Genomic DNA, 20,082 nt, shown 5'->3' with positions numbered 1-20,082 from the left:
TTAATTGAATGATGTTTATCTATTCTACGATGTTATTATAAACAAGTTCAGAAAATAAACAATCAGATAATTATCAAAGGAAGTAATTTAAAATGCGTGTATTCATGACAGGCTCAACTGGAAATATTGGTTCATTAGTAGCTCAGGAATTGATTGATAAAGGAATTGAAGTCTTAGGATTAACTCGTTCACAAAAAAGTGCCGACAAGTTAAAAGCTCAAGGTGGAATTCCAGTAATGGGAACTTTGGAAGATTTAGATGTTTTAAAAGAGTCAGCTAAAGCTACTGATGCGACCTTACATTTAGGATTCGTAAATGATTTTGCTCACTTTGCTGAAGCTAGCCGAGTTGATGCAGCGGCAATTACAGCTATGGGAGAAGTTCTCAAGGGAACTGATAAACCTTTGATCGTAACCGCCGGAACTGCTGGACTTGATCCTAATCATATTTTGACCGAGACAGATACTGGATTTATGGGAGTGGAAAAAGTTATGCCTCGTCGTTCAGAATTCTTAGCTCGTCAATTACAAGAAGCAGGCGTTAATGCTTATACGGTTAGATTAGCTCCATCAGTTCATGGCAATGGTGGTTACGGAATCGTTTCAATGGTGATCTATCAAGCTCAACAAGCAGGTGCAGTTTCATATTTTGGTAATGGTGAAAACTGTTGGAATGCAGTTAACCGCGAGGATGCTGGCCATTTGTTTGTCTTAGCTTTAGATTATGCTTTGAAAGAAAATCATCCTTTGCACGTTTTTAACGCTGCCGCTGAAGGTCAGATCAAAACAATTGATATTGCCACAACAATTGCTGATCAATTACACTTACCTTTAAAACAACTACCAGCACTTGAATTAGATAAATTAACTACTGAAGAAACTTTTGATGTCACTAATTTGTTTGGTTTAGACATTCCTGCCTCTAGTGAATTGACTCAAAAAGAGCTAGGGTGGAAGCCAACTCATGTCAGCTTACTAGCTGATTTGAAAGAAAACCTCAAAAATTAAGAGAGTGATTTATTTATGATAAAGATTAGTCTTTACTCAAACTTGGTTATTAAATAGGCTATAACTCATCAAAAAGTAGAATGGCGATGGTTCAGAAATATTTGCGTTGAATTTAAATTAGCCCTATATGATTGGAAAAATGAAATCCAGTTAATATAGGGCTATATTTTTTGAGTTTAGCTATAATTTGGACTATTAATAAAATCCAACCAAGAAATATAGGTTATTGCTTGCCTTAAAGTATGCTCTAAGGTTTAATGTTTAAGGCGTTAAAAGATATAAGTAGATTATTGGAAAATAATAAGTCAATAATGCAGATGTTTAATAATTCATGTTGTAAAATATAGATATGATGCTTTCAAAGGAGTTTAAAATGGTTAAAGAGAAATCAGCAAATTTTATTATTTTTGGGGGTTCCGGTGACTTGGCTCATCGTAAGCTTTATCCTTCATTATTCCGTTTGTATAAAGCTGGATATTTAAAGGATCATTTTGCCGTCATTGGTACAGCACGCCGTCCTTGGAGTGATGATTATTTCCGTGAAACAATTGTTGCGTCATTGAAGGAATACTTTACTGATGATGAAAAAATTATGTCAGAATTTGCTAAACATTTCTTCTATCAATCACATGATGTTAATGATTCTGCGCATTATATTGCTTTGAAGAATTTGGCTGCCAAATTGAATGATCAATTTGAAGCTGAAAATAACCGTGTTTATTACATGGCCATTGCACCAAAATTCTTTGGTGTCGTAGCTGAACACATTAATTCCGAAGGCTTGAAGACTAAAGATGGCTATAACCGTCTAGTAATTGAGAAACCATTTGGTCGTGATCTTGATTCAGCTTGTGAGTTAAATGGGAACATTGCCAAGGCCTTCCCAGAGGATGATATTTATCGGATCGATCATTATCTTGGCAAAGAAATGATTCAAGATATTCCTAATATTCGTGCTAATAATCCGAAGTTTGAGGAAGCTTTGAATAACAAGTACGTTTCTAATATTCAAGTAACATTAGCTGAGTCTCTTGGAGTTGAAGATCGTGGTGGCTACTATGAAACTTCTGGTGTTTTACGTGATATGATTCAAAATCATATTATGCAAATTGTTGGAGCAATAGCCAGTGATGACCCAGCAGCTAAACGTGCTAAAGATATTCATAAGAATAAAACTGATTTATTTGCTAGTTTAAAGAATTTAACTCCAGAACAAGTAGATACTAATTTTGTTCGTGGTCAATATGATATCGATGAATCAGGAACTGAAAAGGCTTATCGTCAAGAAGACAATGTTGCTGAAGATTCCGAAATTGAAACTTATACAGCTGGCAAAATCGAATTTGATACTGAACGTTGGGATGGAGTACCATTCTATGTTCGTTCAGGTAAAAGAATGCCTAATAAAGCTTCACGAATTGATATCGTGTTTAATGATAAGGTTGCAGAACTCGGAATCAACGCTAATACGGTCGTTACTTTGTTGATTGAAAGAACTAATAATCAAAGTATTCTGATCAATGGAGTTAATTATGCTGAGTCTGCGCAAGACTTTATTAAGTTTCCTGAAGAGGCTGAATTTACTACAGGACGTGAGGCTTATGCTAGTTTGATTATTGATATCCTTTCTGGTAATCGAGTTCACTTCACTCTTTGGGATGAACTAAGAAGCACTTGGAAGTATATTGATTCAATTAGAGAACGTTGGGATAGTCAAAAAGCTGACTTTCCAAATTATATGAGTGGAACAATGGGTCCTGATGCATCCGAAATGTTACTAGAACGTGATGGTAATTCTTGGATCTGGGATTAAAGGTGGTGTTATTTCATCTTTTTAAAAATACCAATTAGAATTGAAGAAAATAGAAAAATCATCCATGTTGACATGGATGCTTTTTTCGCTTCTGTGGAAGAACGAGAACATCCCGAGTATAAGAAAAAATGTTTGATCGTCGCTCAAGACCCTCGCAAGCACAATCATCATGGAGTGGTTACGACAGCTAATTATAATGCTCGAAAATACGGAGCACATTCGGCAATGCCGGCTCAACAAGCTGTTGATTTGATTCCTAGAAGTAAGTTAGTGATCTCACCACCCAACTTTGAACTTTATCGTAAAGTTTCCAATCAGATTCATGATATTTTTGAAGATGTGACCGATAATTATCAGCCAGTAGCCTTGGATGAAGCCTATTTGGATGTGACAACTAATAAACTAAATGAAAGCAATACAATTAAGATTGCTAACTATCTTCAACAGCGAATCGTTAAAGAAACTAGTTTGACCTGTTCTGTAGGAATTTCATATAATAAATTTTTAGCTAAAATGGCATCGGATTATCGGAAACCATTTGGGCGAACAATTATTCTAGGTAAATATGCTAAAGAATTTCTCAAACCAATTCCAATCGAAAAATTTAATGGTATTGGGAAAGCTATGCAGCAAAAATTACATGATATGGATATTTATACTGGTCAGGATCTACAAGAATTGGATCAAGATACTTTTTTGAAAAATTTTGGCAAGATGGGTTACGTAATTTATAAACGTGTTCATGGTATTGATGATGCACCAGTAGAGGGACATCGGGTGCGTAAGTCAATTGGTCGAGAAAGTACCTATAATAGGAACCTAGTAACCGACGAACAAATTACTACCGAACTAGAACATTTAGCGGAGAAAGTTAGTCAAGATCTTAAAAAACAGCGCCAACATGGAAAAACGGTTGTCCTCAAATTGAGGAATTCTGACTTTGAAACAATTACCAAACGGATGAGTTTTCAAGATTATGTCCAAACAAAAACCGAAATATATCGTGTTGCGAAGGATATTTATGATAAATTAAAGGTGACTGATCAAAAGATTCGCCTTTTGGGAATCACTATTACAAATCTGGATCCATTATCCTATGAAGAAGTTTCTTTGAATTTGTCTTATAAGGGGGACAATTATGAATAGCTTTGCCGAAATAATTACAACAATCAAAAAATATGATAAAATTATCATCTTACGTCATCAAAACCCAGATCCTGATGCTTTAGGATCACAAGCTGGTTTAGCAACAACAATTCGCCAGGCCTTTCCCAACAAGAAAGTGTTGATCGGTGGTAATAATACTGAAGGTCTCAAATGGCTTTCAACAGTTCAAGAAGTAACTGATGCAGACTATAAGGATGCTTTGGTTATCGTGACTGATACCGCTAATCAACCTAGAATTGACGATCAACGTTTTGGTGATGGAGCATTCTTAATCAAGATTGATCATCATCCAAATGATGATGCGTACGGTGATCAGTTGTTTGTTAATACCAACGCTAGTTCAAGTTCTGAAATAATTGCTGATTTGATTGATAGTAGTGATGAACTACAGTTGACCAAAGATGTAGCTTATTATCTTTATGCTGGTATTGTTGGTGATACAGGAAGATTTCTGTATCCTGCCACAACTCAACATACGATGGAAGTTGGTGGTAAATTCATTGCTTTAGGTGTTGATACAGCTGCTATCAATAACAAGATGAATGAGATCACTTTACAACAAGCTAAGCTTCAAGGTAACTTGTTCGATATTCTACAGATTGACGAATCTGGTGCTGCATACGCTGTGATTGATTTGCCATTGATGAAAAAGTTAGGTATCAACCAAGAACAAGCTAATTCAGTTGTTTCAACTCCTGGCCGTTTGAAGGAAGTCCGTTCATGGATGGAAGCAGTTCAAAAGGATGATGGAACCTTCAGAATGCACTTGCGTTCTCAAGGACCAATTATTAATGAGCTTGCCAAAAAGCATGATGGTGGTGGACATCCACTAGCTAGTGGTGCCACAGCTAAAAGTCTTGATGAAGTTAAACAAATGTTTGAAGAACTTAAAAAAATAGTTACTGATTATACAAAGAGTGAAAAATAACAGTTTTTTGGGGGGATTTTATGGTTCCGCCTTCCACAAAAATTAAAATTTGGCTGGAACGATGTGGGCACGATTTTGAACCAGTTGAAGTTCAAACTGTTTCAAAACTCGGCCTTCTACTAAGCCAGCAGAGTTCGCTGACCAAGTAGAATTTCACATCTGAGCCAATTTTAATTTTTGCTCCAGGCTAGTGTATTTGTGTTTATAATGGTTTATTAATAAACCTTGACTAAATAATGAATTAATTAACACTAGCTCGGAGTAAGGAAGAAAAAATGGCTAAATAGCGAGATTTTACTTATTCGGCGTATTTTGCCGGATTAGTAAAAGGCCAAGCTTGAAGACTCTTGGAACAAGAGGCTCCAAGTTGTGCCCGTTATGTTCCAGCCAATTTTTTCTTCCTTGCGGAGAGCGGCATCCTTAATGTCATTCAAATAAATGATTAGTATAATAAAACACAGATAACTGTTATGATGAACTTATTTAAACCAGAAGGGTGAATAGATGACTAAATTTTCACAATACAACTTTAATGATGCAATCAACAAATCATTAAAAGAGATTCATTTCGATGAACCGACACAAGTGCAGGAGGCAGTAATTTCTTTAGTTAACAAGAAAAAAGATATTATTGTTCAATCTGAAACTGGTTCCGGTAAAACACATGCGTTCTTGCTACCTGCAATGAATGCTTTGACAGATAAGCAAGAGGTTCAACTCTTGATTGCAACCCCAAGTAGAGAATTGGCTTATCAAATTTACGAAGATACTCAAGCAATTTTGAAGAATTATCCTGAAGAGTATAATGCCTTCATTTTTGTTGGTGGTTCTGATCGTGAAAGACAAAAGAGAAAGCTTGATGCTCACCAACCACAAATTGCTATCGGAACTCCGGGTAGACTTTGGGATTTGATCCGTGAAAATGATCTTCACGTTGAAAATGTTCAAAGATATGTTGTTGATGAAGCTGATATGACTTTGGACATGGGATTCTTAAATGATGTTGATAGCATCACTAACAAGTTGCCAGAAAACCGTGAGATGATGGTCTTCTCAGCTACGATTCCTCAAAAGCTAGAACCATTCTTGAAGAAATATATGCATGGACCACAACGTGTAGAAATTAAAAATGGAACAGTTATTCCTAAGAACGTTGATAACTGGTTGATGTTTACTCATGGACGTGATAAAAAAGAAATTATTTATCAGTTAATGACTATCGGTGAGCCATACTTAGTCTTGGTTTTCGCTAATACGAAGAAAACTGTTGATGAGATTTACAATTATTTACGTGGTAAAGGGATGAAAGTTGCCAGAATCCATGGTGGTTTGTCACCTCGTGAACGTAAACGTACTATGAAACAAGTTGAAAATATGGAATATCAATTCGTTGTAGCTACTGATTTGGCTGCTCGTGGAATTGATATCAGCGGTGTTTCACACGTTATCAATGCTGAAATTCCAGTTGATTTAGACTTCTTAATTCACCGTATTGGTAGAACTGGTCGTAACAAGATGTCCGGAACTGCTATCACTTTCTATGAACCTGGTGAAGAACACAAGGTTGATGAAATTGAACATATGGGTATCAAGTTTGTGCCTAAGGATATTAAGAATGATGAGATTGTTGATGCAGTTGAACGTGACCGTCGTGTTCACCGTAAAGCTGATCAAGAAAAACTTGATACTAAGTTAGTTGGGTTTGTTAAGAAACAGAAGAACAAGCGCAAACCTGGTTACAAGAAAAAGATCAAGCAAGCTATCGATGCCGAACATCGTCAACAGCGAAAAGTTAGAATTAGACAAGATAGAAGACAAGAACGAGACGAGAGACGTAAAAAAAATAATAGTTAAGTTTTTTAAATATTGACAATTTTTAAGTTGATGGTTAATATTTTCCTTGGATATATCTTATCGTGAATATTTAAAGAGAAGGCTAGTTGCTGAGAACGCCGAAATATTTATGATAAAGATGCTGCCAATTTAAATTGTATATAATATATTTGAGAGGCTAACGAGAATCGTTGCAAACAAGGTGGTACCGCGCATGGGCGTCCTTGGAGTTGCAGCGATTTTTCGTTTTTTATGGGGAGATAGAATGAAAAATTTATCAAGTGCTGAAATAAGAAAGATGTTTTTAGACTTTTTCCAATCTAAAGGTCACATGATTGAACCTAGTGCACCATTGGTTCCACATGATGATCCAACTTTGTTGTGGATCAACTCTGGTGTTGCTACAATGAAAAAATATTTTGATGGTACAGTTGTACCTAATAATCCACGTATTACCAGTGCTCAAAAATGTATCAGAACTAATGATATCGAAAATGTTGGTAAAACCGCTCGTCACCAAACGTTCTTTGAAATGATGGGTAATTTCTCAGTTGGTGATTATTTCAAGAAAGATGCTATTCCTTGGGCCTTTGAATTTTTAACAAGTCCAGAATGGATCGGCTTAGATAAGGATAATTTGTATATCACTACTTATCCTAAGGATACCGATACACAAAAGATGTGGGCTGAAGCAGGTGTTGCTGCCGACCATATTTTGAAGAATGAAGATAACTTCTGGGATATTGGTGAAGGTCCTTGTGGTCCTGATTCTGAAATATTCTATGATCGTGGTCAATCATTCAATAACTTGTCTGAAGATGATCCTGAAAACTATCCTGGTGGCGAAAATGAACGTTATCTTGAAGTTTGGAACATTGTCTTTTCTGAATTAAATCATTTACCAAATGGTCAATACGTTGAACAACCACATAAGAACATTGATACTGGTTTAGGACTAGAACGTTTAGTTTCTATTATTCAAGGTACTAAGACTAATTTTGAAACTGATTTATTCATGCCTTTGATCGAAGATGTTGGTTCACTCTGTGGCAAGAAGTATGACGAAAATGCTGAGGATGATATTTCATTCAAGATTATTGCTGATCATGCTCGTTCAGTTTCCTTTGCAATTGGTGATGGCGCTCTTCCTTCAAACGAAGGTCGTGGTTATGTTATCAGACGTTTGATCAGACGTGCTGTTCTAAATGGTAAAAAACTTGGTGTTAACGGACCATTCCTTTACAGATTGGTACCAATTGTTGGTTCAATCATGGAAAGCTATTATCCAGAAGTTAGCCAACAACAAGACTTTATTGCTAAGACAATCCAACAAGAGGAAAAACGTTTTTCAGAAACACTTGATGCTGGATTGGCTTTACTTAACGGTGTTATTGCTGATCTTCGTAAGAAGAACGAAACTGTTATTGACGGTGCTAATGCCTTTAAGCTTTACGATACTTATGGTTTCCCAATGGAACTTACTCGTGAATATGCTGAAGATGTTGGTCTCTCAGTTGATGAAGCCGGCTTTAAGCAAAACATGGAAGAACAAAAACAACGTGCTCGTGATGCCCGTGGTAATCTTCAATCAATGGGTATGCAAGATGAAACATTGATGGAAATCAAAACACCTAGTGAATTCGTTGGTTATGATCACAATGAAACTCAAAGTACTTTGAAGAATATTATTGTTAATGATAAAGAAGCTAAGACCGTTGCTGAAGGTCAAGCCCAACTTATCTTTGATACAACTCCTTTCTATGCTGAAATGGGTGGTCAAGTGGCTGATGCTGGTAATATCTACGATCTTAACGGTAATCAAGTTGCAGAAGTTGTTGATGTTCAACACGCTCCTAATGGACAAAATATTCATGTCGTAAACGTTATGTCTGAAATTTCAGCTGATGCAGAATACAAGCTAGAAATTGATGCTGATTTCCGTGAAAAAGTTCGTCATAATCACACAGCAACTCACTTGTTAGATCAAGCTTTGCGTGATGTTGTTAGTGCTAGAACTCATCAAGCGGGATCATTAGTGGAACCAGATTATCTTCGTTTTGATTTTAATAGCAATGCGGCTTTGACAGAAGACCAAATCAGTCAACTTGAGAAGATCGTTAACGAAAAAATTTGGGATGCTATTCCTGTTCAGACTGAAGTTTTACCTATCGAAGAAGCTAAAAAGAAGAAGGGTGCCATTGCTTTATTCAGTGAAAAATACGGAGATAAAGTCCGTGTGGTTGAAATTGATGATTTCTCAACTGAATTCTGTGGTGGAACACATGCCCGTAATACTTCTGAATTAGGACTCTTTAAGATCACTTCAGAATCAGCTATTGGTTCAGGTACAAGAAGAATTGAAGCCGTTACAGGTGAAGAGGCTTTTGAATATCTGAATGAACAATTACAAGCATTACAAGCAACTGCTACAAATATGAAAGTTAACCAATTAAAGGATGTTCCTGCTAGAGCAACTCAAATGGTTGATGAGATCAAAGCTTTAAAACGTGATAACCAAAACTTGAAGACACAACTTACAAGTCAAAAGTCAGCTGAAGTCTTTGATAACATTGAAGACATCAACGGATTTAAGGTTATTTCAAATATTATTCCTGCTGATATGGCTACTCTTAGACAATTAGCTGATAATTGGAAAAATGACAGTAAGTCAGATATCCTAGTTCTTGGTGCTAGTGGCGACGATAAAGCTAGTTTAGTTGTTGCAGTTACTAAGGATGCTCAAGCTAAGGGAGTTAAGGCTGGAGATTTAATTAAGAAAATATCTAAGGAAATTCAAGGTGGCGGCGGTGGTCGTCCAGATATGGCGCAAGCTGGTGGTAAAAATCCTGCTGGTTTAACAAATGCGTTACAATTAGCCAAAGATATTATTAAATCTTATTAAAGTGGGCTATAATTGAAATGAAGCTTTTCGGTCACTTAAATTTTAGTTATACGGAGGTTTGCCATGAGTTCACTTGATAAAACTATGAGTTTTGACTTTAATGAAAACAAAGGCAAAGATGTCAAAGAAACACTGCAAAGTGTTTACCAGTCACTAGAAGAAAAAGGATATAATCCAATTAACCAAATTGTTGGATACCTACTTTCTGGTGATCCGGCTTATATTCCACGACACAATGATGCCCGTAATTTGATTTTGAAACATGAAAGAGACGAGATAATTGAAGAATTAGTAAAGAGTTATCTCAATCAAGGTAAATAAATGAGATTATTAGGTTTAGACGTTGGTTCACGAACTGTCGGAGTTGCCTGTAGTGACCTTTTAGGTTGGACAGCTCAGGGAGTAGAGATTATTCGTATCAATGAGGATAAAGAAGAATTTGGCCTTGATCGATTAGGCGAAATTATCAAAGAAAGACAACCAACAGGTATAGTACTTGGTCTGCCCAAAAATATGAACAATACTGAGGGTCCTAGAGTAGTTAAATCTCGTGAGTATGGTCAGATGGTTGAAGATAGATTTCATTTGCCAACTGATTTCATTGATGAACGTTTAACGACCGTTCAAGCTGAAAGAATGCTGATTGATGAAGCTGATGTATCTCGCAAAAAACGTAAGAAAGTTATCGATAAGATTGCCGCTGAGATGATTTTACAAAATTATCTTGATGCAAAGGGCAAACTAACACGAAATTAAGGTGATATTTATGAGTGAAGAACAACCACCAAAAGATTTAGATGAAGTTATTTTAAGTGATGACCAAGGTAACAAAGAAGTTTATAAGATTCTTTTTACTTTTGATTCAGATGATTATGGTAAATCATATGTATTCTTATATCCAAAGGATTCTGAAGATTCAGATGAAATCGAAATTCAAGCCTTCTCATTCTCACCAGACGAAAATGGTGACGTTGATGCTGGAGAATTAGATCCAATTGATGATCCTGAAGAATGGGATATGGTTCAAGAAGTTTTGAACACCTTCACAAGTGACGAGGACGATGAATAGGGTATAAAATTAACGATTGGCGCAAGCCAATCGTTTGATTGTTTATAGTCTCATCGTAAATATGATTTATAAATTCGCTTTTTTAGCATGATTGAAGTAAGGGGAAATAATGCTTAGTCTGTTACTTATTTTACTTTTGATTTATGGTTTTTATATTGGTGCGCGCCGTGGTTTAGCCATGGAGGCATTTTATGCAGTTGGATATGCACTATTCTTTTGTTTGGCTTTAGTATCTTTTCGAGGACTCGGACCAAAGTTTGAAATGATCGTGCCTTATCCTTCTGCAAATTTGGGCAGTGAGTTTGCCTTTTTCTCAACAAAAGTTGGTATGGAACTAGATAATGCATTTTACCGTGCCTTTGCTTTTATCTTTATTTGCTTCATTGGTTGGATTATTGTGAGATTCGTAGGTCTTTATTTTAAGAGATTGACTTATTTCCCAATGTACAATGATGTAAATCTTTTGAGTGGAGGAATTATTGGATTGGTTGTCACATATGTCACTATTTTTATGGTGATGTTGATATTGGCAATGATTCCAGTACCAGGTATTCAACATGCTTTGCAACATTCATTTGTAGCTTCAGCGATGATTAAGAATACGCCGATTTTAACGGCCGAAATTAGTCGTTTGTGGATCGGAGCTATATAAACTTTTAGGCTGAGACAATTTTGTTTCGGTCTAATTTTGTAATAGGAGAGACTTATGAATAATAAAGCTTTGAAAGTATTAGAATTTGACAAGATCAAAGCTGAAATTGCCAAATATCTGATAACAACACGCGGGAAAACTCTCTTACACAAATTAATGCCTATGTCGGTCGAATCAATTGTTCAACGATTGATTGATCAAACTAAAGATGGGGCCGATATTATTCGTATTAAGGGTGAAATCCCGGTTAGAAAATTAGCTGATCTCCATGATCAAGCTAACCGTTTGAAAAAAGACGGAAACTTAAATGGAACAGAATTGGCTGCAATTGGCCAAGTTCTTCAAAATACTAGTGAATTAAAGGAATTCTTTGAGGCTTTAAAGGATGATCAAGTAGACCTACGTCAGTTGTATGCTTTAAATGATAATTTGATCGATAATCCAGCTTTAACAAAAAGAATTGCTCGTTCACTTGATGATACTGGTCGAGTTCTTGATACTGCTTCAGATGATCTGAAGTATATCCGTGGTCGAATCAGTAAATTAAATGATCAAATTAGAGAGTCGATGGGTCAATTTACTCGTGGTAAAAATACGAAGTATTTAACTGAGGCTATCGTTACTCTGCGTGATGATCGATTTGTAGTACCTGTTAAGACAGAATATAAGGCCAAATTTGGTGGAGTTGTTCATGACCAAAGTGCCAGTGGACAAACGCTCTATATTGAACCCCAAGCTGTTGTGGGAATGAATAATCAATTGCATGAAGCTCAAGTAACGGAAAAGTCCGAAGAAATTCGAATTTTGAATAATTTATCTAATTTGGTTCGTCCAGAGATTGATGAAATTGTGAAGAACAATGAAGTTTTGGCACAATTTGATGTGATCAATGCTAAGGCTAAGTATGCTAAAGAAATAAAGGCGACTGAGCCAATTATTTCCAAAGAGCATATAGTTGATCTTCATAATGCAAAACACCCGCTAATCGACCCTGATAAGGTTATAGCGAATGATATTCGTTTAGGTGACGGCTATAGATCAATGTTGATTACCGGTCCTAATACTGGTGGTAAAACTATTACTATGAAAACTTTAGGTTTGATTCAGTTGATGGCTCAAGCCGGACTATTTATTCCAGCTCGTGAAGAGAGTGAAATTGCCGTTTTTGATGAAGTTTTTGTGGATATCGGTGACGAACAATCAATTGAACAAAACTTGAGTACTTTCTCATCACATATGGATAATATTATTAATATCATTCATAAGGTTTCAGAACACAGTTTGGTTCTGATCGATGAATTAGGTGCCGGAACTGATCCTCAAGAGGGAGCTGCAATTGCGATTGCTATCCTTGAGAAATTAGCTCAATCAAGTTGTTATATTATGGCAACAACTCACTATCCTGAATTAAAAATCTTCGCATATAACACACCAGAAACTATCAATGCCAGTATGGAATTTGATGAGAAATCATTAAAGCCAACTTATCGTTTGCTGATAGGTATTCCCGGTGCAAGTAATGCTTTTAACATTGCAGCACGTTTGGGAATGGATCGAAGTGTGGTTGACCGTGGACAATCGTTAATGGATGGTGAAAGCCAAGATCTTAATAATATGATTGCTGATTTGGAAAACAGTCGAAAAGAATTTGAACAGAAGAATGCACAGTTAAAAATTCAATTGGATAAGAATAAAGATGTTCAAAAGGATTTTGAAACTAAGGCTGATCAACTTGATAAGTCTAAGAATTCGGAAATTCAGGCAGCTAAAGTTCGTGCTAATCAGATTGTTTCGAAAGCCAAAAAAGAATCTGACAAGATTATTGACAAGCTACATAAATTAGAACAAGATGGCGTAGCTGTCAAAGAAGATCAGATTATTTCAGCCAAAACTGGTTTGAAGAACTTGCACCAAGATGATGCTGTAAAGAAGAATAAAGTGCTACGTCGTAACAAACGCCGTCAAGAATTGAAGGTGGGTGACAATGTTAAAACTTTGTCATATGATCAGATCGGAACAATCGTCCGTAAGGATAAGAATGGTCAGTTTGATGTTCAATTAGGTATTTTGAAGATGAAATTTGGTGCGGATGATTTGGAGAAAGTTCAAAGTGTTGAGCCGGAGCCAGAAAAGAAACCAACCATGATTCGTCGGACTAAGAGTACTGGTCTATCTAGTAAACTTGATCTTCGTGGCAAACGTTATGAAGAGGCCATGACTGAGTTAGACCAATATATCGACTCAGCGCTCTTGGCTGGTTATAATCAAGTTACGATTGTGCATGGCTTTGGAACAGGTGTTATCAGAAAAGGTGTTACCAACTACTTGCAAAGAAATCCACGTGTAAAATCATTTGGATATGCGCCTGCAAGTTCTGGTGGTTCTGGAGCAACAATTGTTGATCTCTAGAGAGCAAATATTTTCTAATGGCTAATTATTAATGATAATATTTAGTTTGTTAAAGGAGTGAGTAAAATGGTTGATGAAGTAACAGATACAGATTTTGCTGAAGAAACTAAAGATGGTGTTGTCTTAGTCGATTTTTGGGCAACTTGGTGTGGTCCATGTCGGATGCAATCACCTGTCATTGAAGAATTGTCTGAAAATGATGATTCTGTTAAGTTCTTAAAGATGGATGTAGATGCAAATCCTAATACACCTAAGGATTTTGGAATCATGGCTATTCCTACTTTGATCATCAAAAAAGATGACAAGGTAGTTGAAACCTTAACTGGTTTTCACAACAAGGCTCAACTAACAAAGATTCTTGATGGCTATTCAGACTAAAAATTAGCTCATGTTGAAAAACATGAGCTTTTTTTGTATATGAAATTTGTCGCTCTCCGCAAGGAAGAAAGAATAGTCTTCAAGCTTGGCCTTTTACTAATCCGGCAAAAATCGGCCGAATAAGTAAAACTTCGCTATTGCGCCATTTTTTATTCCTTGTTCCGAGCTAGTTGGTTAGTTTCTATAATTATGTAATCGAAAAACATTCTTTATATTACTGACCTTATATATTTAGTGTTAAGATTTATCTTTCTATGAATCAGCAAAAGCCAGTATTGACTGAATATATCAGTTAATACTGGCTTTTTTAGTTAAGAATATGTTTTTCATTAATAGAAACAAACAATCAAAGAATTGATCCATGGATAGGTTCAAATTCTAACTTGAGAGCGCCCACATTGATCGTTTTTTGGTGTATACTTTAGTTTCGATCAATTTGTATTTTAATTGAAACGCTTTTGGCTTTACTGTTGACAGTGTACGTTCCTAAACAATATGCAGCAATTGTTTTTTCAACAGTTTCAGCAATTATTCCAGTCTCTAATGAAAATTCAGGATCATCATTATTAGTATCGAAACGCTGTTTCACTTCGGGACCAGTTAGTTTATAAGTATAACTGCTGGGTGTTTGCTTAGTAATTTCCAATTGTCCAAAGCCAGCCTTAGAGAATAATTCTGGTAAACTTTCCATATCCAGAATTAATTGGCGGCTTAGATTTTTACCAGCCCAATAAAGTAGTTCAACTGTATCTTTATCAAGTAGGTCAGGTAGGATGAAATCACGGAGTACCGAAACTGCAAAGTAGTTTTCAGTTAACGTATCTACATTTTCACCATCTTTATTTTTTTGTAGAGCATCAGTTAACGTTGGTTTGTCGAGATCTTTAGATTTTGCGGCCATTGCTATAACTCCTTTTTTCAGACAATTCATTATATCATTAGAATAATTGCTTTTTAAGTCATTGTAAAAGATAGAACATAATTATTTTCATAGAATACAAATAATTCGCTTAAATGAAGGTAGGGGTAACATTATGAGTGATCAAAGACCAATTGGAGTACTAGATTCTGGACTAGGTGGGTTGACTGTCGTTAAAGAAGTGATTCGTCAACTGCCTAATGAAAATGTTATTTTCATTGGGGATGAAGCACGTATGCCTTATGGAGTAAAAACTCATGAACAAATCATAGCTTATACGCGTGAAATGGTACAGTATTTAATTGACCAAAATGTTAAATTGATTATTTATGGCTGCAACACAGCAACAGCCAATGCTTTAATGGAATTGCGTCAAGAGTTTACGATTCCTATGTTAGGAGTTATTAAACCAGGAGCCAGAGAGGCTACGAAGATTACCAAGACTAAACATGTGGGAATTATTGGGACAGAAGCTACAATCAACTCAAAGAGTTATAGTAAAACTATTTCAGAAATGAATCCTGAAATTGATGTGCTGGGTGTTCCGGCTCAAAAATTTGTTGCTTTGGTTGAAGCTGATAAAGCCGATAGTCAGGAAGCAAAGGATAATATTCAGGAAACATTGCGTCCTTTTAAAGATAGTAATTATGATACTTTAATTTTGGGATGTACTCATTTTCCAATGTTAAAAAAACAAATTAATGAATTTTTACCAAAGATGAAATTAATTGATCCGGCTGTAAGTACCGTTGAAACAACTAAAGAGTATTTAATTAAAAATGATTTATTAACCGATCAGAAACACCATGTATTGAGATTACACGCGACAGCTGATATTGAGGATTTTTCAAAATTGGCTAAACAATGGTTAAAAACTGATATTGATGAGATCAGTTTAGTAAATATCGGAGGAAAAGATGAAAGAAATAATAATCGCAACTAAGAATGCCGGTAAGGCTCGAGAATTTAAACGAGTTTTTAATGACCAGGAATTTGTTATCAAAACATTATTAGATTTTCCAGACTTTCCAGAGATCAGAGAAACCGGTAAAACTTTTGCTGAGAATGCTACCTTAAAAGCTCATGCTGTTATGGAACAGTTTGGTTTGCCAACGATTGCTGATGATTCAGGATTACAGGTAGATGCTTTATACGGTCAACCAGGAATTTATTCAGCCCGTTATGCAGGAGATCACAATGATGCAGCCAATAATGCAAAACTATTGAGTGAACTGGGTGGTGTTCCTAAGGAAAAGAGAACGGCTCGCTTTGTATCAACTTTGGTTTTTGCTAATCCTAAAAATGATGATGATTTAATCGTTGAAGGTGAAGTTAAGGGATTGATCGGTAGTTTTCCTGAAGGTGATGATGGGTTTGGTTATGATCCATTGTTTTATGTCCCTGAGTTAGGTAAAACTATGGCGCAGTTATCGATTGATGAAAAGAATGCTATCAGTCATCGTGGGAATGCCATTAAGAAGTTAGAACAACAGTGGCAAGATTGGATTAATTGGTAATTAATTGCCGATAAATTGATATAATGCTAGTATGAAAGTGCTATTAAAATACAGGAGGGTAATGTTATGACTGGTGGACAAATTGCAGGATTAATCGCAGCAGTTGCTTTTGTAGTATTGGTTGTATTCTTAGCCAGAACTTTAATTCAAACCGCTAAATTACTTCAAGAATTACAGGAAACGATGAAGGAAACAACTAAGATGGTTGAAGTTCTTTCAAAGAATACTGAACAGATTATGGATCAAAGTACTAAATTGGTTGATAAGACTAATACCTTGATGGATGACGTTAACAGTAAGTCAAGTAAATTAAACCCATTGTTTGATACAGTAGAAAATCTTGGTAAGAAGTCAGCTAAGGCCACGGAAGAAAAGCCAGAGAGTGGTTTTAGTTTCCAGAGCTTGTTGACATTAGGTAATTTAGCAACAGTTGCTAAAACAGCGGCTAAGATTTGGCCAAGAAAGAAGAATAAATAATTATGAAAAATAATCATTTTGTACTAGGTTTAGTCTTAGGTTGTGTTTCAGGATATGTGGCTTCTAAGTATTTAACTAGTGAATCAGGTCAAAAGGTATTGGAAAATATCAAAACTATCCGTAGTGATTTTAATAATGGTGGCGTTGGTTTAAACACTAACAGTGATTTAGTCGATTCATTTAATGAAAAAACTGATGCCTTAAAGGACCATATGGCATCAACAGTTGATAAAATCAAAGACGATGAGAGTTCTTCTGATATTGTTTTCGACGAAGATGATATCAAATAAAGACATCAGTGTCTGAGTAATTTATTTAAAAAAGTAAACCATATAAAAAATTCCTAACTGAATTTTACTTCAGTTAGGAATTTTTATTTTGCTTGTATTTTTGTGAATGATTGTATCTGGAACATGCCATATCGAAAGGATTCCTTAAGAATAACCAGTGTTCTGATATGGCATGGGTAAATCGATAGTTACTATTCTACCACAATATCATGGCAGATAAAACATGTGTTTGCTAATCGATGAATTTCAATTCTTTAGAAGTATGTGTAAATGGTTCGCAGCCGTCTTCAGTAATGTAAACACAATCTTCAATTCTAACTCCAGCAACATTAGGAATATAAATACCTGGTTCAATTGAGAAACACATGCCAGGTTTGAGTTCCATGTCGTTACCTTCCATGATTGATGGAAATTCATGTTCAGATGTTCCCATACCATGTCCTAGACGATGAATGAAGTATTCACCATAACCAGCTTTAGTAATAATATCACGAGCCACTTTGTCTAGTTCGGCGGCAGTGATACCAGGTTTGGCAGCATCCATAGCAGCATATTGAGCTTCAAGATCGACTTTGTAAATATCTAATGATTTGTCATCAGGTTTACCAAAGGCAACAGTTCTGGAAGCATCACTGATATAACCATTGTGAATTGTACCTAGATCGAAAAGAACCAATTCATTTTTTTCAAGTGGTGTTTTTTCAGGACCACCATGTGGATTAGCAGCATTAGCACCGGCTTGAACGATTGTGTCAAAACTCATATGCATGACACCTTTTCGCATCATAGCATATTCAATTTCAGCAACGACTTCTTGTTCAGTCCGACCCTCTTTAATAGCGTTAAAGGCAACTGAGAAAGCATAGTCAGCTTCGTCACCGGCAGCTTTTAGTTCATTGATCTCAGCGGCCGTTTTAATTAATTTGACATTTTCCATATAACGAGAAAGGTTATTAGGGAACTCTGCATTAGGAAATTGTTGTTTGAGGGCTTCTAATTTTTGAACAGACATATCATCTTTTTCGATAGCCCATTTGTTAGGAACCCCAGCAGCATCTTTAATATGTCCTGCCATTAAAGCAAATGGATTCTCATGATCAAGATAACCAAAGACATCTTTATCCCAACCGGCTTCTTTGGCAGCTTCAACTTCAAGTTGAGGAGCAAAGATAAAAGGATCTTTATTTGGGAAAACGAGGAGTGCAAGAATACGTTCTACGGGTTCACTGTAAAAACCAGTAAAATAGTTAATATCAGTTGGGCTTGAAATATAAGCTGCATCAAGTCCGTTTTGAGCTAAATACTCTTGTAATGCGATTAATTGTTTCTTCATGAAAATACTCCTTTACGACAATATTTATTAGTAGTATATCACTGAAAATGATTTTCTTTTTGAAAAAATATGAAAACATACGCCAATAATGTAGAAACCGCTTGCAAAATGTAAAAATCTTTGATAAATTAGAGATAATTAATGAAAATATTGTTTGAGAGAGTGAATACTGATGGATAAAAAAGTAGTAACAATTTATGACGTAGCCGAAGCAGCCAATGTTTCAATGGCAACTATTTCTCGTGTAGTTAACGGCAACGCCAATGTAAAGGAAGAAACTAGAAAGCGTGTTTTGGAAGTAATTGATCGTCTGAATTACCGTCCAAACGCTGTTGCTCGTGGTCTAGCAAGTAAGAAGAGTACAACTATTGGAGTTATTCTACCTGATATTACCAATCTATACTATGCCTCATTGGCTAAGGGAATTGATGATGTCGCTTCAATGTATAAGTACAATATTATCCTAACTAGTTTACAGGAATCAGTTGGTGATGAGGAGCAAATCTTGAATAATTTGCTATCAAAGCAAGTTGATGGAATTATTTACATGGGTAAGCAAATGTCTAAGAAACTTAAGCGTATCCTAGCAAACTCAAAGACACCAATCGTTTTGGCTGGTTCTGTTGATAAGAATAATGAAAGTGCTAGTGTAAATATTGATTTTACAGATGCTGTTGCCAGCGTTGTTAGCCAATTAACACAAAATGGTCACAAGAAAATCGCCTTTGTTGGTGGTAGCCTTGAAAATCCAATTGATGGTAAATATAGATTAGATGGTTACAAGAAAGCTTTGAAGAAAGCACATCTTAACTTCTCATCTAATTTGGTTTTTGAAGCTGAATATTCAGTTAGAGCCGGAGAAGCAATTTGGGATGCTGTTCACAGTAGTGGTGCCACAGCTGCTTATGTTACAGAAGATCTTTTAGCTTCAGGTATTTTGAACTCAGCTGTTAAATCCGGAGTTAATATCCCTGATGACTTCGAATTAGTGACAAGTAATGATACTGTTCTTTGTGAAGTTACTCGTCCAAAGATGAGTTCAATTGAAGAGCCATTGTATGATATTGGTGCTGTTTCAATGCGTCTTTTGACTAAGATGATGAACCAAGAACAAATTGAAGAAAACACTATCAAGTTGCCATATAGCATCGTTAAACGTGGTTCAACTAAATAAGTTGAATTATGGTTTAAGTATGATGTAGTTTTCTTGCTTAAGTTCGGTTAGAGCGTAAGTTAACAGAGTTATTATTATGATGCCGCTCTCCGCAAGGAAGAAAAAATTGGCTGGAACATAGCGGGCACAACTTGAAGCCTCTTGTACCAAGAGGCTTCAAGCTTGGCCTTTTACTAATCCGGTAAAGACCGCCGAATAAGTAAAACTTCGCTAT

General features: G+C 35.9%; 19 protein-coding genes. 17 read left to right on the top strand and 2 right to left on the bottom strand.

The features are described 5' to 3' along the window. Positions 1-92 precede the first annotated feature (92 nt). The 12 genes from IV57_RS10835 (at position 93) to trxA (ending at position 14,158) form a co-directional block, all read left to right on the top strand. Positions 93-1,007, top strand: a complete 915-nt coding sequence (locus IV57_RS10835) for an SDR family oxidoreductase (RefSeq protein WP_057881539.1) — start codon at positions 93-95, stop codon at positions 1,005-1,007. 373 nt (positions 1,008-1,380) lie between these two features. Further along, a complete protein-coding gene (zwf, locus tag IV57_RS10830) occupies positions 1,381-2,820 on the top strand; it encodes a glucose-6-phosphate dehydrogenase (protein ID WP_057881538.1) in 1,440 nt (479 codons plus the stop codon). Positions 2,821-2,835: 15 nt separating this feature from the next. Next, positions 2,836-3,966 (top strand): DNA polymerase IV, encoded by a 1,131-nt coding sequence (gene dinB / locus IV57_RS10825; RefSeq protein ID WP_057881537.1) that lies wholly within the window; start codon positions 2,836-2,838, stop codon positions 3,964-3,966. Further along, entirely contained in the window at positions 3,959-4,915 is a 957-nt protein-coding gene (locus tag IV57_RS10820; protein WP_057881536.1) for a DHH family phosphoesterase, read from the top strand. The genes dinB and IV57_RS10820 overlap by 8 nt, the downstream gene beginning before the upstream one ends. A 504-nt stretch (positions 4,916-5,419) precedes the next feature. Further along, a complete protein-coding gene (locus tag IV57_RS10815) occupies positions 5,420-6,769 on the top strand; it encodes a DEAD/DEAH box helicase (protein ID WP_057881535.1) in 1,350 nt (449 codons plus the stop codon). 244 nt (positions 6,770-7,013) lie between these two features. Further along, the gene (gene alaS, locus IV57_RS10810; RefSeq protein ID WP_057881550.1) at positions 7,014-9,650 is read left to right on the top strand and encodes an alanine--tRNA ligase; all 2,637 of its coding nucleotides are present in this window, start codon (positions 7,014-7,016) and stop codon (positions 9,648-9,650) included. Between the two features lie 63 nt (positions 9,651-9,713). Continuing rightward, positions 9,714-9,971 carry an IreB family regulatory phosphoprotein gene (locus IV57_RS10805; protein ID WP_010018752.1) on the top strand — a complete coding sequence of 86 codons (258 nt, stop codon included), beginning with the start codon at positions 9,714-9,716 and terminating at the stop codon, positions 9,969-9,971. After that, a complete protein-coding gene (gene ruvX, locus IV57_RS10800) occupies positions 9,972-10,406 on the top strand; it encodes a Holliday junction resolvase RuvX (RefSeq protein ID WP_057881534.1) in 435 nt (144 codons plus the stop codon). 10 nt (positions 10,407-10,416) lie between these two features. After that, positions 10,417-10,719, top strand: coding sequence for a DUF1292 domain-containing protein (locus tag IV57_RS10795; protein ID WP_057881533.1), 303 nt, complete (start codon positions 10,417-10,419; stop codon positions 10,717-10,719). Between the two features lie 109 nt (positions 10,720-10,828). Next, the gene (locus IV57_RS10790; RefSeq protein ID WP_083488966.1) at positions 10,829-11,371 is read left to right on the top strand and encodes a CvpA family protein; all 543 of its coding nucleotides are present in this window, start codon (positions 10,829-10,831) and stop codon (positions 11,369-11,371) included. Positions 11,372-11,425: 54 nt separating this feature from the next. Next, the gene (locus IV57_RS10785) at positions 11,426-13,780 is read left to right on the top strand and encodes an endonuclease MutS2 (protein WP_057881532.1); all 2,355 of its coding nucleotides are present in this window, start codon (positions 11,426-11,428) and stop codon (positions 13,778-13,780) included. Between the two features lie 66 nt (positions 13,781-13,846). Beyond that, the gene (trxA, locus tag IV57_RS10780) at positions 13,847-14,158 is read left to right on the top strand and encodes a thioredoxin (protein ID WP_057881531.1); all 312 of its coding nucleotides are present in this window, start codon (positions 13,847-13,849) and stop codon (positions 14,156-14,158) included. Positions 14,159-14,579: 421 nt separating this feature from the next. Here the strand turns inward: trxA and IV57_RS10775 are convergent, their stop codons facing one another. Beyond that, on the bottom strand, positions 14,580-15,059 hold the full coding sequence (locus IV57_RS10775) for a DUF2507 domain-containing protein (protein ID WP_057881530.1): 480 nt from the start codon (positions 15,057-15,059) through the stop codon (positions 14,580-14,582). Positions 15,060-15,192: 133 nt separating this feature from the next. Here IV57_RS10775 and murI point away from each other — a divergent pair, with 133 nt between their 5' ends. The 4 genes from murI to IV57_RS10755 all read left to right on the top strand — a co-directional run bounded on the left by murI (position 15,193) and on the right by IV57_RS10755 (position 17,361). Next, positions 15,193-16,020 (top strand): glutamate racemase, encoded by an 828-nt coding sequence (murI, locus tag IV57_RS10770; RefSeq protein WP_057881529.1) that lies wholly within the window; start codon positions 15,193-15,195, stop codon positions 16,018-16,020. Next, the gene (locus IV57_RS10765) at positions 15,995-16,594 is read left to right on the top strand and encodes an XTP/dITP diphosphatase (RefSeq protein WP_057881528.1); all 600 of its coding nucleotides are present in this window, start codon (positions 15,995-15,997) and stop codon (positions 16,592-16,594) included. The genes murI and IV57_RS10765 overlap by 26 nt, the downstream gene beginning before the upstream one ends. 66 nt (positions 16,595-16,660) lie before the next feature. Next, positions 16,661-17,071, top strand: a complete 411-nt coding sequence (locus IV57_RS10760) for a DUF948 domain-containing protein (protein ID WP_057881527.1) — start codon at positions 16,661-16,663, stop codon at positions 17,069-17,071. A gap of 2 nt (positions 17,072-17,073) precedes the next feature. Further along, positions 17,074-17,361, top strand: coding sequence for a hypothetical protein (locus tag IV57_RS10755; protein ID WP_057881526.1), 288 nt, complete (start codon positions 17,074-17,076; stop codon positions 17,359-17,361). Between the two features lie 232 nt (positions 17,362-17,593). On the opposite strand, the gene IV57_RS10750 is transcribed toward IV57_RS10755, so the two are convergent. Continuing rightward, positions 17,594-18,694: a M24 family metallopeptidase gene (locus IV57_RS10750; protein ID WP_057881525.1), complete on the bottom strand. Its 1,101-nt coding sequence runs from the start codon at positions 18,692-18,694 to the stop codon at positions 17,594-17,596. Positions 18,695-18,866: 172 nt separating this feature from the next. Here IV57_RS10750 and ccpA point away from each other — a divergent pair, with 172 nt between their 5' ends. Continuing rightward, positions 18,867-19,868: a catabolite control protein A gene (ccpA, locus tag IV57_RS10745; RefSeq protein WP_057881524.1), complete on the top strand. Its 1,002-nt coding sequence runs from the start codon at positions 18,867-18,869 to the stop codon at positions 19,866-19,868. Positions 19,869-20,082: the final 214 nt, after the last annotated feature.

The organism is Companilactobacillus kimchiensis, from assembly GCF_001438805.1.
Taxonomy (GTDB): Bacteria; Bacillota; Bacilli; order Lactobacillales; family Lactobacillaceae; genus Companilactobacillus; species Companilactobacillus kimchiensis.
Note: the sequence above shows the minus strand (reverse complement) of the source record. Positions and strands in the feature narration are given on the sequence as shown.

Coding starts and splice junctions, on each gene's coding strand:
- IV57_RS10835 (WP_057881539.1), top strand. CDS start 93: ATGCGTGTATTCATGACAGGCTCAACTGGAAATATTGGTTCATTAGTA.
- zwf (WP_057881538.1), top strand. CDS start 1,381: ATGGTTAAAGAGAAATCAGCAAATTTTATTATTTTTGGGGGTTCCGGT.
- IV57_RS10820 (WP_057881536.1), top strand. CDS start 3,959: ATGAATAGCTTTGCCGAAATAATTACAACAATCAAAAAATATGATAAA.
- IV57_RS10815 (WP_057881535.1), top strand. CDS start 5,420: ATGACTAAATTTTCACAATACAACTTTAATGATGCAATCAACAAATCA.
- alaS (WP_057881550.1), top strand. CDS start 7,014: ATGAAAAATTTATCAAGTGCTGAAATAAGAAAGATGTTTTTAGACTTT.
- IV57_RS10805 (WP_010018752.1), top strand. CDS start 9,714: ATGAGTTCACTTGATAAAACTATGAGTTTTGACTTTAATGAAAACAAA.
- ruvX (WP_057881534.1), top strand. CDS start 9,972: ATGAGATTATTAGGTTTAGACGTTGGTTCACGAACTGTCGGAGTTGCC.
- IV57_RS10795 (WP_057881533.1), top strand. CDS start 10,417: ATGAGTGAAGAACAACCACCAAAAGATTTAGATGAAGTTATTTTAAGT.
- IV57_RS10790 (WP_083488966.1), top strand. CDS start 10,829: ATGCTTAGTCTGTTACTTATTTTACTTTTGATTTATGGTTTTTATATT.
- IV57_RS10785 (WP_057881532.1), top strand. CDS start 11,426: ATGAATAATAAAGCTTTGAAAGTATTAGAATTTGACAAGATCAAAGCT.
- trxA (WP_057881531.1), top strand. CDS start 13,847: ATGGTTGATGAAGTAACAGATACAGATTTTGCTGAAGAAACTAAAGAT.
- IV57_RS10775 (WP_057881530.1), bottom strand. CDS start 15,059: ATGGCCGCAAAATCTAAAGATCTCGACAAACCAACGTTAACTGATGCT.
- murI (WP_057881529.1), top strand. CDS start 15,193: ATGAGTGATCAAAGACCAATTGGAGTACTAGATTCTGGACTAGGTGGG.
- IV57_RS10765 (WP_057881528.1), top strand. CDS start 15,995: ATGAAAGAAATAATAATCGCAACTAAGAATGCCGGTAAGGCTCGAGAA.
- IV57_RS10760 (WP_057881527.1), top strand. CDS start 16,661: ATGACTGGTGGACAAATTGCAGGATTAATCGCAGCAGTTGCTTTTGTA.
- IV57_RS10755 (WP_057881526.1), top strand. CDS start 17,074: ATGAAAAATAATCATTTTGTACTAGGTTTAGTCTTAGGTTGTGTTTCA.
- IV57_RS10750 (WP_057881525.1), bottom strand. CDS start 18,694: ATGAAGAAACAATTAATCGCATTACAAGAGTATTTAGCTCAAAACGGA.
- ccpA (WP_057881524.1), top strand. CDS start 18,867: ATGGATAAAAAAGTAGTAACAATTTATGACGTAGCCGAAGCAGCCAAT.